Origin of the sequence: Caproiciproducens galactitolivorans (assembly GCF_004768785.1) — a bacterium.
In the GTDB taxonomy this organism is placed as follows: domain Bacteria; phylum Bacillota; class Clostridia; order Oscillospirales; family Acutalibacteraceae; genus Caproiciproducens; species Caproiciproducens galactitolivorans.
On sequence record NZ_SRMQ01000005.1, the window covers coordinates 136,372 to 149,011 of the forward strand.

At 44.2% G+C, this 12,640-nt stretch carries 14 protein-coding genes; 2 read left to right on the plus strand and 12 right to left on the minus strand.

Going from position 1 to position 12,640, the window contains the following annotated elements; all coding sequences use genetic code 11:
• Positions 1–25: 25 nt before the first annotated feature.
• The 10 genes from plsY to hisH all read right to left on the minus strand — a co-directional run bounded on the left by plsY (position 26) and on the right by hisH (position 8,843).
• The gene (gene plsY / locus CAGA_RS07360; protein WP_135659351.1) at positions 26–736 is read right to left on the minus strand and encodes a glycerol-3-phosphate 1-O-acyltransferase PlsY; all 711 of its coding nucleotides are present in this window, start codon (positions 734–736) and stop codon (positions 26–28) included.
• A gap of 13 nt (positions 737–749) precedes the next feature.
• Entirely contained in the window at positions 750–2,072 is a 1,323-nt protein-coding gene (der, locus tag CAGA_RS07365; protein WP_135659353.1) for a ribosome biogenesis GTPase Der, read from the minus strand.
• A complete protein-coding gene (locus CAGA_RS07370) occupies positions 2,065–3,381 on the minus strand; it encodes a DUF512 domain-containing protein (RefSeq protein WP_135659355.1) in 1,317 nt (438 codons plus the stop codon). Before CAGA_RS07370 ends, der begins: the two co-directional genes overlap by 8 nt.
• Before the next feature lie 76 nt (positions 3,382–3,457).
• Positions 3,458–3,640 carry a 50S ribosomal protein L32 gene (gene rpmF / locus CAGA_RS07375; RefSeq protein ID WP_135659357.1) on the minus strand — a complete coding sequence of 61 codons (183 nt, stop codon included), beginning with the start codon at positions 3,638–3,640 and terminating at the stop codon, positions 3,458–3,460.
• Positions 3,641–3,667: 27 nt separating this feature from the next.
• Positions 3,668–4,162, minus strand: coding sequence for a YceD family protein (locus tag CAGA_RS07380; RefSeq protein ID WP_135659359.1), 495 nt, complete (start codon positions 4,160–4,162; stop codon positions 3,668–3,670).
• A gap of 137 nt (positions 4,163–4,299) precedes the next feature.
• On the minus strand, positions 4,300–4,716 hold the full coding sequence (locus tag CAGA_RS07385; protein WP_135659361.1) for a hypothetical protein: 417 nt from the start codon (positions 4,714–4,716) through the stop codon (positions 4,300–4,302).
• Positions 4,717–4,774: 58 nt separating this feature from the next.
• Positions 4,775–6,115, minus strand: coding sequence for a glucose-6-phosphate isomerase (locus CAGA_RS07390; RefSeq protein ID WP_135659363.1), 1,341 nt, complete (start codon positions 6,113–6,115; stop codon positions 4,775–4,777).
• 101 nt (positions 6,116–6,216) lie between these two features.
• A complete protein-coding gene (locus tag CAGA_RS07395; RefSeq protein ID WP_135659365.1) occupies positions 6,217–7,365 on the minus strand; it encodes a D-alanyl-D-alanine carboxypeptidase family protein in 1,149 nt (382 codons plus the stop codon).
• A 93-nt stretch (positions 7,366–7,458) separates the two neighbouring features.
• Entirely contained in the window at positions 7,459–8,217 is a 759-nt protein-coding gene (gene hisF, locus CAGA_RS07400) for an imidazole glycerol phosphate synthase subunit HisF (protein ID WP_135659368.1), read from the minus strand.
• Positions 8,217–8,843 (minus strand): imidazole glycerol phosphate synthase subunit HisH, encoded by a 627-nt coding sequence (hisH, locus tag CAGA_RS07405; RefSeq protein ID WP_135659370.1) that lies wholly within the window; start codon positions 8,841–8,843, stop codon positions 8,217–8,219. The genes hisF and hisH overlap by 1 nt, the downstream gene beginning before the upstream one ends.
• 175 nt (positions 8,844–9,018) lie before the next feature.
• On the opposite strand from hisH, the gene CAGA_RS07410 reads away from it, so the two are divergent.
• Positions 9,019–9,612 (plus strand): manganese efflux pump MntP, encoded by a 594-nt coding sequence (locus CAGA_RS07410; protein WP_135659373.1) that lies wholly within the window; start codon positions 9,019–9,021, stop codon positions 9,610–9,612.
• Here the strand turns inward: CAGA_RS07410 and CAGA_RS07415 are convergent.
• Positions 9,605–10,168 (minus strand): helix-turn-helix transcriptional regulator, encoded by a 564-nt coding sequence (locus CAGA_RS07415; protein WP_135659375.1) that lies wholly within the window; start codon positions 10,166–10,168, stop codon positions 9,605–9,607. The two genes, CAGA_RS07410 and CAGA_RS07415, sit on opposite strands and share 8 nt — an antisense overlap.
• The gene (locus CAGA_RS07420) at positions 10,122–10,610 is read right to left on the minus strand and encodes a helix-turn-helix domain-containing protein (protein WP_135659377.1); all 489 of its coding nucleotides are present in this window, start codon (positions 10,608–10,610) and stop codon (positions 10,122–10,124) included. Before CAGA_RS07420 ends, CAGA_RS07415 begins: the two co-directional genes overlap by 47 nt.
• 155 nt (positions 10,611–10,765) lie before the next feature.
• Here CAGA_RS07420 and CAGA_RS07425 point away from each other — a divergent pair, with 155 nt between their 5' ends.
• The gene (locus tag CAGA_RS07425; protein WP_135659379.1) at positions 10,766–12,322 is read left to right on the plus strand and encodes an acyl CoA:acetate/3-ketoacid CoA transferase; all 1,557 of its coding nucleotides are present in this window, start codon (positions 10,766–10,768) and stop codon (positions 12,320–12,322) included.
• Positions 12,323–12,640: the final 318 nt, after the last annotated feature.

A 12,640-nucleotide genomic window follows, 5' to 3' on the forward strand; every position in this document is an offset into this window, starting at 1 on the left:
GCCGTCCCATTGAGACGGCCTGTTTTTATGATTTATGATTGATCGTCAATTTCTTCTCTGTGCCATTCTTAATTCTCTCAATGTTGGAACGATGTTCATAAATGATGGTAAGAGCCATGATAAGCGCTATGACCGATGTGACCCACACATAAGTCAGGGTAACTTCAGGACTCAGACTCCCGCTCCGATAATCCAAAAAATAAGTAATAAGAAAGGTAGCAATCGGAAAGGATCCGGCAGCTAGCATAGAAGATAATGAAACAATTCTGGTAATAAGAAAAACAATTATAAATATTGAGATAACGACGATAAAAACACGCCAGTCAATCAGAGCGATCATCGCTGCGCTCGTCAGGACTCCTTTACCGCCCTTAAAGCCAAAATAAATGGGATAAATATGGCCGATTACACAGGCCATCCCAGCAATATAAGCACCATACTGGACAATCATCAGCGATGCGTCGGCCATGTCACAGAAATACCCGAAAACCGCCTTGCCAATGATTACGGAAATCGCGCCTTTTAAAAAGTCGAAGATAAAAGTAAAAATTGCAGCCTTTGTTCCTACTGAACGAAGCACGTTTGTTGCACCTGCATTACCGCTCCCCATTGTTCGAATATCTACTTTATTAAATAACTTGGTGAAAATAATAGAAAAACTAATACTCCCCAAAAGATAAGAAATAATCGCCACTATAACGGTTGGAAGTGCAAAATCCTTAACATAACCAAACACTAATAACTCCCCCTTACTTATCTCCGCGCTCACGTATGATAAACCTTATCGGAGTTCCCTCCAATCCAAATGTTTCACGAATCCGGTTTTCCAGATATCTTTGATAGGAAAAATGAAACAGTTGTGCGGAATTCACAAAACACACAAAAGTAGGCGGTTTTACGGTTGCCTGGGTCATGTAATAAATTTTCAGCCTCCTTCCCTTATCGGTCGGTGGTTGTACCCTAGCCACTGCCTGTGCTAATACATCATTGAGCATTCCAGTAGCAATACGCATAGAATTTGCGTTTGCCACATGCTTAATCAGGTCGAAAAGGCGGTCGAGCCTCTGGCCTGTTTTCGCTGAAATAAAGATCATGGGCGCATAGGACATAAACGAAAAGTCCTGTTCCAGCTTTTTCCGGTATTCGATCATAGTGCGGTCGTCTTTTTCAATGACATCCCATTTGTTGACGGCAATCACACAGCCCTTTCCCGCTTCGTGCGCCAGCCCCGCTACTTTTGAATCCTGCTCCGTAAAGCCGACGGAAGCGTCTATCATAATAACGCATACATCCGCGCGTTCAATCGCCATCTGTGCGCGTATAACGCTGTATTTTTCAATGGAATCCTCTACTTTGCTCTTCCTTCGAAGCCCGGCGGTATCGATAAACGTAAAGCAGCCGTATTGGTTTTCAATTGTGGTGTCAATGGCGTCCCGGGTAGTTCCGGCAATATCGGAAACAATGCATCTTTCTTCCCCGGCAATCTTATTGACCAAAGAAGATTTCCCAACGTTAGGCTTGCCGATAATGGCTACTTTAATCAATTCGCCTTCATGTTCATCATCTTCCTCGGCGGGGAGGTTTTTCACAATCAAATCCAACAAATCCCCCGTGCCATGGCCGTGAACAGAAGAAACCGGAATGGGGTCCCCCAGCCCCAGGTTATAAAACTCATAAAATTCCGGAGGCGGGCTTCCTACCGTATCGCACTTGTTCACACAGAGGACAACCGGCCTTCCGCTTTTCAAAAGCATGGCCGCAATATCCGAATCCGTGGCAACCACGCCGGTGCGGATGTCGGTAACCAAAACAATGACATCCGCCGCGTCAATCGCAAGCTGAGCCTGACTGCGCATCTGTGACAGAATAATATCATTGGATGCGGGTTCAATTCCGCCTGTATCGACTATGGAAAACTTTCTGCCGCTCCATTCACATTCTCCGTAAATCCGATCCCTCGTGACACCGGGCACATCATCGACTATAGAAAGGCGTTCGCCGATTAATTTATTAAAAAGTGTTGATTTTCCTACGTTTGGCCTACCAACAATGGCAACAACCGGTTTAGACAACAACATCACACCCTACAATTGTATTTAAAAGCTCATATCCATCGTTCGGCGACACCGCAATTTTCACATTCAGCTCTTTGCTCAAATCTTCAAGGGAAACATCATCGAGAAAAAGATCCCCTTCCCTGCGGAGCATAACAGCGGGAATGATCAGTACATCCCCCAAATCTTTCCCCCGCAGCTGTTTCAGGATGTCCCCACCGGTCACCAAACCCGTTACATTTATGGTTTCTCCAAAAAATTCATTTACAATTGGAACCACATTGCAAATCAAATTATGGCATTTTATTCTTAATCCGTCAAGTAAAGTGTTCAAAAAACTGTATATACTTACCCCTGTTACTAAAGTAACATGTCTTTTTATTTCACGTTTCGACAAATCCGCCAGCGCATCCTCAAATTCCTGCTTTAAATTTGCAATTAGCCCTACGCCGTTCTCAAGCTGTTCAAAATCACCGTAAAATTCCGCAGAAGGAATCGGGCGCTCCGCTTTCAGGTAAAACTCGTCTGCCGCATAGCAAATCCGCTGCCCGTATTTCTTGACAAACCGGTCCCCAAACTCTTCGAGAATCCTTACCGTCTGTTCAGCGGATTCCTTATCGTAAGACTCCAGCGGATAAAGCCCCTCCCTGAATTTCGTAAGGCCGACTGGAACCGCCGCTATACTCTGCACCTCGGGGTACAAGTTCCCTAAATCCGTCAGAGTGCGTTTCAGCTCCTCGCCGTCGTTAATCCCCTTGCAAAGAACAAGCTGGGCATTTATTTTAATCCCCGCGGCGGCTAACTTATACATAAACCGCAAGGATTCGCCGGCAAACCGGTTGTTCATCATTTTCACGCGAAGCTCTGGGTTCGTCGTGTGTACGGAAATATTAATCGGGGTGATATGCATTTTAATAATCCGATCAATATCATACTCATTCATATTCGTAAGGGTAATATAATTCCCAAACAGGAAAGACAGCCTGGAATCGTCATCCTTGAAATAAAGCGTGCTGCGCATCCCTTTTGGAAGCTGATCTATAAAGCAGAATATGCATTTATTTCTGCAGGAACGCTGCTCGTCCATCAAATACGTTTCAAATTCCAGACCGATGGACTCATATTCACCCTTACGAATATGAACCGTATGGGGATTTTGAAGCTGGTCGGTCAATTCCACGGTTAAGTTCTTATTTGTTTCATAAAAACGATAATCCAAAACGTCGTCGATCCGGTTTCCATTAATAGATATTACCGTTTCCCCGGGAAGAATACCTACCTTTTGGGCGGGACTGTCTTTCTCTACCGATAAAATTTTAACTGGCATGTTAACTCCTCGATATTATAAAAAAATAAGAGAAGGATTTCTCCTTCTCTACATTTCCGGAAAATCAAATGAAAGCTTATGCTTCCTTTTTGATAACTTCCCTACCGTTGTAGTAACCACAACTGCCGCATACTCTATGTGGGGTTTTGTACTCACCACATTTCGGGCACTTTACCAGCGCAGGAGCACTAATCTTCCAAACATTTGAACGTCTTTTATTTTGTCTGGCACTCGACACTTTTCTCTTTGGTACCGCCATCGTCAGCACCTCCTTATAAAACTCAGACTAGTCTATCAGTTTTTTAAGAACCTCCAAGCGAGGATCAATCTGATGTAAATTACAGTTGCAGGTTCCTTTGTTTAAATCCTGCCCGCAAGCAGGGCACAAGCCCTTGCAGTCTTCACAGCACAGAAATTTTGTAGGAAGTTCAAGCAAGATATCCGCGCGCATAAGTTCGTCCAAATCCAAGGTATAATCCGTTACCTGAATATAGTTAATATCATCCTCGTTTTCCAGGGACAATACCAAAACATGCGAAAAAGTGTACTGAAAATGTTTGTTGATCTGCTTGGTACACCGATCGCACGGTATGGAAAACTCGAACGAAACTTCGGCGTTCAGCTGAGCGAAACCATCCCGACCCTTAATAGTGCCTTTAACAGATACGGGTGAAACAAACGGATAATATCCATTTATGTCGGTGGACGACAAATCCAGCCCGTAATCAAATGAACAGCTTTCGCTGTCTTCAGAAAACACTTTTTTTAGATTGAGAAGCATAATACACCTCAGCGCTACAATAGCTAATTATATAGATTTATAGATGATTTGTCAATAGAAAATTGCGAGAAATCCTATTCATAAAGATGCTGCCGAAGGACAAAATGCCTGCGGCAGCTTCTTTTCAAAAGCTACATTCAGATTTGCTCCGTAAAAGAATCGATTTCCTTCGGCAATTCGCTTTGATCCGCAGAAATCAACAATGTTATTTTTGTATCCGCCAGAGAAGAAAGCGTGTTCAATTTTTCAGTAAGCTGGACAAGGGCTTTCATATCCTGACCAATAATCTTTAAAGTGGAGTCTACGAAGATATCCGTTACATCATAATTGCCGGCACAAATACCGCTGATAAAGCCGCAAAGCGCATCGGTACCCAAAATTCCATAAGCATCACTATCAATCAGCCTCGCCTGGTGAGAAATATCATAGGTCAGTTTCAAACCTTTCTCAATGACCACAACATTCCCGTTTGATTTTTCAATCGCTTCATTTGCACGCTCAATCAGTTTCTTCGTTTTGCCAGAACCCTTTCTGCCAACAATAAGAGTAATCATATAAAGCTCCCCCTATATTAATATTTTCCGCAGCAGCGGAGAAAACTCCTGTGTTTTTTTAATTCTTTAATCTTGCTTCCAATGCATCCTTCTCGGATTCATATCCGGGCTTGCCTAAAAGTGCGAACATATTCTTTTTATAGCTCTCGACGCCAGGCTGATTAAAGGGATTTACCCCCAGCATACTTCCGGAAATTGCACAAGCCTTTTCAAAGAAGTATATGAGATAACCGAGGGATTCTTCCGAAAAATCGGGAATGCGGAAGACAATATTCGGCACGCCGCCGTCTGTGTGGGCCAGCACCGTACCTTCAAATGCTTTTTCGTTGATGTATGCCATGCTTTTTCCCTGCAAGAAATTCAAGCCGTCCGCATTTTCCGCATCGCTTTCGATGAACACGTCTTTCTTTGCCTTCTCAAACAGCACGACGGTTTCGAACAGAGAACGCTTGCCGTCCTGAATATACTGCCCCATCGAATGCAGATCGGTGGAGAAGATCGCGGAGGCCGGGAAAAGTCCCTTATTATCCTTGCCCTCGCTTTCGCCGTAAAGCTGCTTCCACCATTCGCACATCATGGTAAAACAGGGCTCATAACTGACAAGGATTTCAATTTCCTTTCCCTTGCGGTACAGAATATTGCGAACAGCGGCGTATTGGTAGCAGGCATTTGCCGCCAAGTCCGGATTGTTATATTCTTTCTGTGCCTTCGCCGCACCGACCATCAGCGCATCAATATCCGCGCCGCTGACAGCGATCGGAAGCAGGCCGACTGCTGTTAAGACCGAGTACCTTCCGCCTACGTTATCCGGAATAACAAAGGTTTCGTATCCCTCCTTGTCGGCAAGTTGCTTTAACGTGCCGCGGGATTTGTCGGTCGTACAGTAAATTCTCTTACACGCTTCCTCTTTGCCGTATTTATCCTCCAGATATTTGCGGAATACGCGGAACGCAATCGCGGGTTCGGTGGTGGTACCGGATTTCGAAATAACGTTTACGGAAACGTTCCTGCCCTCGCAGATCTCCAAAAGCTCACTTAACGCGGAGGAGCTGATGCTGTTGCCGGCAAAATAGATATCCGGCGTATTTTTCTTCATAGAATTATAGTTCTGAGACTTTAAAAATTCAATGGCCGCGCGCGCTCCAAGATAGGAACCGCCAATTCCTATTACGACAAAAACATCGGTGTCTGACTGAATTTTCTTCGCAGCCGCCTTAATACGGGAAAATTCTTCTTTATCGTAGTTGGTCGGCAAATCGACCCACCCGATAAAATCATTTCCAGCACAGTTCCCGGAATGAAGCGCTTCGTGCGCAAGCTTTACTTGCGGCGCAATAGCAGTAAGTTCATTTTGCCCGATAAAACGTGAAAGATGCCTTGCATCAAACTGAATAGACATGTTATAGATCCTCCTAAGTTATACTGCCGCTAAAATTATATTACAATATATTGACGGTATTTGCAAGGCGGGGTACTATATTTTAAAAATATTTTATATTTTTAAATCATTTTAAAAAGATATTTTGCTAAGATGCGGAATACAGAGCCGAAGCTTATTTTCTCAACGGAATTTTTCGCGCAAATCGGACATTCTTTAACAACTTCATTCCCCAACTTATAGACGATCTTTCCTACGATTTGTCCTTTTTTGACAGGAGCAGTCACATTTTCATTCAGCGTTACGCTGTATTGGATATCATTTGCTTTTCCTTTCGGAACCAAGATATTGCTGCCTGTTTCAGCCGTCGTTTCCACGGTGGGATTCATCCCGTTGATTACATTGATAGGTTTTAAAGCCTCTTTTGGCAGCGCGGGTGTTGTGACTGCCCAATTTGCAAACCCGTAATCAAGCAGGGTGCAGGCGCTTGAAAACCGGTCCTTCGTATTGGAAGCCCCCAGAATAACGGAAATCAGCTTGACGTTGTCGCGCTCTGCGGTTGCGGAAATACAGCTTCCAGCCTTCCCGGTCGTGCCTGTTTTCAATCCGGTAATGCCCCGGTAGCTTTTGAGAAGCTTATTGGTATTTACAAGCTGCGTTTTCCCGCCGCGGATATTTTCGATCCAGATTTTCGTATAGTCAAATATTTTTTTATGCTTAATTAGTTCGCGCGACATAACCGCAACGTCATACGCGGAAGTTACATGCCCGTCTTCGTCCAGGCCATTGCAGTTTTTAAAGCAGGTATCGTTCATTCCAAGCTGCTTTGCCTTCTGGTTCATCTGCTGTAAAAATTCGTCCTCGCTTCCGGAGACGTACTCGGCCAAAGCCACCGCCGCGTCATTTGCGCTGGCAATTACTGTGGCCTTCAGCATATCGTCCACCGTCATGGTTTCCCCGGGCTTCAGCCATATATCGGAACCGCCCATAGAAGCAGCATGCTCGCTGGCGGATACCATATCCGTCAGTTTTATTTTTCCCGAATCAAGTGCTTCCATCACAAGCAGCAGGGTCATTACTTTCGTAATCGAGGCGCACGGGCGTTTTTCATGCGCATTTTTCTCATATAAAACTTTTCCGGTCTGTGACTCCATCAACAAGGCCGACGGGGCTTTTACCTCTGCGTCGGACAGTGCAGCCGCACGAACCGGCAGAATTGAAACCAACATCGTCACAACGAGGAAGCATGCCGACAATTTTTTTAACTTCATATCCAGCACCTCCAATTTACTTAGTAATTCTTATGCCACACCGGAGGTTTCTATCCATAAAAAATGAGGCTGAAGAAAATTCAGCCCCATTTTTTACTGCCTAACAGGAATTCCTTTTTGAGCAAGATAAGCCTTTAAATCGGGAATCGCAATTTCGCCGAAATGGAAAAGCGATGCCGCAAGCACCGCGTCCGCCTTTCCCTCTGTAAAGGCGTCGTAAAAATGCTCCATTTTCCCCGCACCGCCGGAAGCGATAACCGGAATGTTCACGCTTTGCGAAATGGCGGCAGTCAACGCAAGGTCGTAACCGTTTTTTACGCCGTCACAGTCCATACTGGTCAGCAGGATTTCCCCCGCGCCCAGCCGGGCTGCTTCTACTGCCCACAAAACCGCGTCTTTGCCTGTATCAATCCGCCCGCCGTTAATATAAACCGTCCACCCCCCGGACGGCCTGCGTTTTGCATCAATTGCGCATACCACACACTGGCTGCCGAATTTTTCAGCCGCCTCGCGAATAATTTCCGGACGTTTCACAGCTGAAGAATTTACGGAAACCTTGTCCGCTCCGGCTCTTAAAAGGGCGGTAAAATCTTCTACCGTACGAATTCCTCCGCCAACTGTGAAGGGAATGAAAATTTTATTCGCCACTTCCCTTACGATATCCAGCATAATACCGCGTGCCTGGGAGGAAGCCGTGATATCCAGCAGCACAAGCTCGTCCGCCCCCTGCTCATCATACGCTATTGCCGCCTCAACCGGATCCCCGGCGTCCCGCAGATGGATAAAGGAGGTTCCCTTTACAACCCTGCCATCCTTTACATCAAGACAGGGGATAATTCGTTTTGCATACATTACCGCGTCCCTCCCGCTTCTACACAGGAAAGAAAATTTTTCAGCATTTTCAATCCGGTTTTCCCGCTCTTTTCGGGGTGGAACTGCGTGGCAAACAAGTTTCCGCGCTGCACCGAAGCATCTATCTGTATACCATAATTTGTTGTGGAAGAAACAATTTCCGGATTTTCCACTTGTAAATAATACGAATGCACAAAATATACATAGGGGTTCGGTTCCAAGCCGCGAAACAAGCCGTCCACTTTTTTTATATCCAATGAATTCCAGCCAATGTGCGGAATTTTCAATCCGGGTCCAGCCGGTATTCTGCGAATATTCCCTTTCAGTACGCCCAACCCGCTTATGCCCGGATTTTCCTCGCTTCCTTCAAAAAGGAGCTGCAACCCCAGGCAAATCCCCAAAAACGGCTTTTCGCTTTCAATAAAATCAAGTACCGGCTTTACAAAATCAGAGCGTTTAAGACAATCCATGGCGTCTCCGAAAGCCCCCACGCCGGGTAATACCGCCGCAGAAGCATCCTTCAGCATCTCTTTATCAGAGGTAACCTGTATATCGCCCCCTATAAAGCGAAAAGCCTTTACAACGCTTTGCAGGTTTCCAGCACCGTAATCAATTACCACAATCATAAGAAAGTTCCCTCTATACTTTCATTTTGTTTATTTTATCATTTCTGATGGATAAAGGCAATACTTTAGCACATTATTCCGTTAAATTAAAGAAAAGGACAAATATATGCGAATTAAAAATTGACATTTCCCGTTTTCAAATGTATTATTAAACAATGCTTTGGGAGGAATTTAGATGGATTATCTTTCACTATGCGGTATTGCTCTGGGGCTGTCAATGGACGCCTTTGCCGTAAGTATAACAAATGGAGCTACAAATCATCGGGCGAAGCCAGTGGTTACTTTTAAACTTGCAGTTAAACTTGCACTCAGTTTTGGCTTTTTCCAAGCGTTTATGCCCATGCTCGGCTGGCTGATTGGCAAAGCGGGAGAAAGTATCATTAACGCGGTAGACCATTGGATTGCCCTGCTTCTTCTTTCCTATCTTGGCATTAAGATGATTATTGAATCAAACAAAAACGGATCGGATGAAGAATGTCCTTTACAAGCGGATATCCATTTTCGAACGCTCATGATCCTTTCCGTTGCAACCAGCATTGACGCTTTGGTAACAGGCGTTCTTTTACCTTCGGCCGTAGGCGCATCGACTGTAACGGCCATGCTGCTTTCGGTTGGGATTATCGGATTAATCACTTTTTGCCTTTGCTTTATCGGCGTATATATCGGAAAAAATTTCGGCAGGCTGCTGTCTACAAAGGCGGAGCTTTTCGGCGGTATTGTGCTAACAGGAATTGGAATTAAGATTTTTATAGAGCATATGTTTATGTAATTTGATAGGCTGTCCGCATTGCGTCTATCTGGTGAATCATTTTCTCCTTTAGCCTTTTCGGGGAGAGGACTACCACACGGTCCCCGTGTTGCATCAGCCACTCCACAAGACCGTCGCTCACAAATACGGAAGCACGTACGGTAAACGCATTTCTGTCATGACAGGAAAGCTCGATATTCCTTCCGAATTTGTCTACAATCACGTCAATCAGATCATTGGAACAGCGGAGCACGATCCGCTCTTGCTCCCCATGAAACATATGAAACGATTTCCTTGCATAATCCGTTGTATCAAAGCATTCCCTGTAGTCGCTTACCTCACTAAACGGACGAACACTCAGATCGGTTAGCTCAACATGTTTCATACGGTCAATCCGGTAGTTGCTGATATTATTGTACTTTTCATAATTTCCGGCAAGATAGTATTTATCATTGTGCCATAACAATGCATACGGGCTGATGATCAGCTTTTTGCCTTCATCAAGCTGCGCCCTTTGATTTACAATTACATTATGATGATAACAAAATGATATTTTTTTTAAGGCTGGAAATGGCATGATTAATGGTATCGATGTTATAATAGATTTCTTCGTTTCCAAATTTATCGCATTTGCCAATACGAATTTGGCTGGATACTTCCGCAGCTTGATAACAGTTTAAAAGCCCGCAAAGCTTTTCTGTTAATTCGGCTGTTTTTTTATTTGTAATAAAAGGTGCCGCAAGTACGGCGTCCAACAAAATCCGTACCTCCGGCAGCTCAAAATGACGCTTTGCAAGGAAAAAGCCCTGTTTCGGCAGCCTTGTATATAAAATATCGGCACCATACTCCGTCAATACTTTCAGGTCGCGGTAAACGGTTCTTCGGCTCGCAGCAATTCCTTTTTCCGCAAGCATCCTGCATAAATCATTCGCGGAAAGCGGATGTTCATCATCCGAATAGCTTTTGAGCAATTTATATAATTCCAACAATTTTATTTTTGGATTTCCATATAATTCCATGTAATTTACCCTCCTCTTGTATTTTTTATTTTATCATATTCTTAAAATTTTGGCATCTTTTCATTTATGTAGCACACTTTTTCTCTTGCTGCTTCTTGAATTTTCATACGAATATGATATAATATTAACAAAGTTTTTATTCGGAGGATTGAAGGATGGCAGTAAAAATCTTAACCGCTCGGGAAGCCGCTAATTTGGTACCAAATAATGTTAATTTTGCTATCAACGGATTTATGGGTGCATCTGTTCCAGAAGAAATCGCAGAAGAAATCGAAAACCGTTTTTTGGAAACCGGAGAGCCAAACAATCTCACCTTATTATTCTGTGCAGCGCAAGGAGACGGTAAGACAAAGGGTTTAAACCATCTGGCACATGAAGGGTTAATCCGCAGGGCGATCGGAGGCCACTGGGGAATGGCCCCCAAGCTGGGGAAACTGGTTGTAGAAAACAAAATTATTGCTTATGATTTTCCGCAAGGTGTAACGAACCATATGTTCCGGGATACCGCAGCCCACAAGCCTGGAACCATATCCCATGTTGGTTTAGGCACATTTGTTGACCCGCGCTATCTGGGCGGTAAGCTAAATGCTTTAACTCAGAAGGAAGAAGACCTTGTAAAACTGATTGAAATCGACGGAAAAGAATATCTTTATTACAAGACCCATCCGGTTCATTTCGCAATTTTGGGCGGAACGTATGCGGATGAAAACGGAAATATTTCCATCGAGCGAGAAGGTGTGCGTGCGGAAACGCTTGCCGTTGCACAGGCTTGTAAAAATTCGGGTGGAACTGTAATTGTTCAGGTTGAACGCGTCGTGAAAGCGGGTACCTTAGATCCACACAAAGTAGAAATTCCCGGCGTACTTGTTGATGCTGTCGTAGTGATAAGCGATCCGAAATACCACATGCAGAATTTCGGAACGCAGTATAACCCCGGCTTCTCGGGTGAACACCGGATGGGACTGGCTGAATTCAAACCTGTCCCCTTGAACAATAAAAAAATAATTGCGCGCCGTGCTGCTATGGAATTGAAAAAAGGCAGCGTTGTAAACCTTGGTATCGGGATTCCGGAATTTATCTCATCTGTTGCTATGGAAGAAGGAATCAACGAATTCTCTTTGACCGTGGAATCCGGAATTTTTGGCGGGAATCCGCAAAGCGGCCTTGATTTTGGCGTCAGCTTGAACCCGGATGCGATTATTTCCATGCCCTCTATGTTCGATTTTTATCAGGGCGGCGGCCTAGATCAGGCATTTTTGGGATTTGCGGAAGCCGACAAAGAAGGGAATGTCAATGTATCGAAATTCGGTTCAAAGCTCCCTGGTTGCGGCGGATTCATCGACATTTCTCAAAACTCCAAGCAGGTATTTTTCTGCGGAACCTTTACCGCTAACGGTTTAAAAACGGAAATTAAAGATGGCGAATTGCATATTCTTCATGAGGGTAGTGTAAATAAATTCCGTGAGAGCGTTGAACATATCACCTTCAGCGTTAAAACCGCTATTAAAAATAATCTGCCGGTTATGTATATTACAGAACGCGCTGTCTTCCGGTTGACGAAAGACGGAATTATGCTGATTGAAATTGCGCCGGGTATTGATTTAGAAAAGGATGTACTCGCACATATGCCGAAGAAACCGATTATCTCACCGGATTTAAAACGCATGGACGCCCGGATTTTTAAAGAAGAAAAAATGGGATTAAAACAGTAAGACCTATTAAAGGAAAGCAAAGCCAGCAATTCTTTTGAATTGCTCAGACTGTCAAAGAACCGCAGTTTTCAGCTTGGGAAAACTGCGGTTCTTTTCGTATGGAATAAAATCCACCAGCTCTGCTGGTGGATAAAAATCTTTAGCAATAGATAAAAATAAAACTCCCCGATATATTAAAGTTCTGGTCTGTCGGCTATGTCAAGAGAAGTTCGCAATTTGGGGACTCCACGAAATGAATTAAGCTGCGCTTAGCAGAAGTGTCTGAATCGATTTGGGATTCAAATATGCTCTGGAAACGGACCAGTCTTCAGCGTATTC

Coding starts and splice junctions, on each gene's coding strand:
- CAGA_RS07420 (WP_135659377.1), bottom strand. CDS start 10,610: ATGGAATTATATGGAAATCCAAAAATAAAATTGTTGGAATTATATAAA.
- rpmF (WP_135659357.1), bottom strand. CDS start 3,640: ATGGCGGTACCAAAGAGAAAAGTGTCGAGTGCCAGACAAAATAAAAGA.
- CAGA_RS07425 (WP_135659379.1), top strand. CDS start 10,766: ATGGCAGTAAAAATCTTAACCGCTCGGGAAGCCGCTAATTTGGTACCA.
- CAGA_RS07415 (WP_135659375.1), bottom strand. CDS start 10,168: ATGCCATTTCCAGCCTTAAAAAAAATATCATTTTGTTATCATCATAAT.
- CAGA_RS07395 (WP_135659365.1), bottom strand. CDS start 7,365: ATGAAGTTAAAAAAATTGTCGGCATGCTTCCTCGTTGTGACGATGTTG.
- CAGA_RS07385 (WP_135659361.1), bottom strand. CDS start 4,716: ATGATTACTCTTATTGTTGGCAGAAAGGGTTCTGGCAAAACGAAGAAA.
- CAGA_RS07390 (WP_135659363.1), bottom strand. CDS start 6,115: ATGTCTATTCAGTTTGATGCAAGGCATCTTTCACGTTTTATCGGGCAA.
- hisF (WP_135659368.1), bottom strand. CDS start 8,217: ATGTATGCAAAACGAATTATCCCCTGTCTTGATGTAAAGGATGGCAGG.
- hisH (WP_135659370.1), bottom strand. CDS start 8,843: ATGATTGTGGTAATTGATTACGGTGCTGGAAACCTGCAAAGCGTTGTA.
- CAGA_RS07370 (WP_135659355.1), bottom strand. CDS start 3,381: ATGCCAGTTAAAATTTTATCGGTAGAGAAAGACAGTCCCGCCCAAAAG.
- CAGA_RS07380 (WP_135659359.1), bottom strand. CDS start 4,162: ATGCTTCTCAATCTAAAAAAAGTGTTTTCTGAAGACAGCGAAAGCTGT.
- CAGA_RS07410 (WP_135659373.1), top strand. CDS start 9,019: ATGGATTATCTTTCACTATGCGGTATTGCTCTGGGGCTGTCAATGGAC.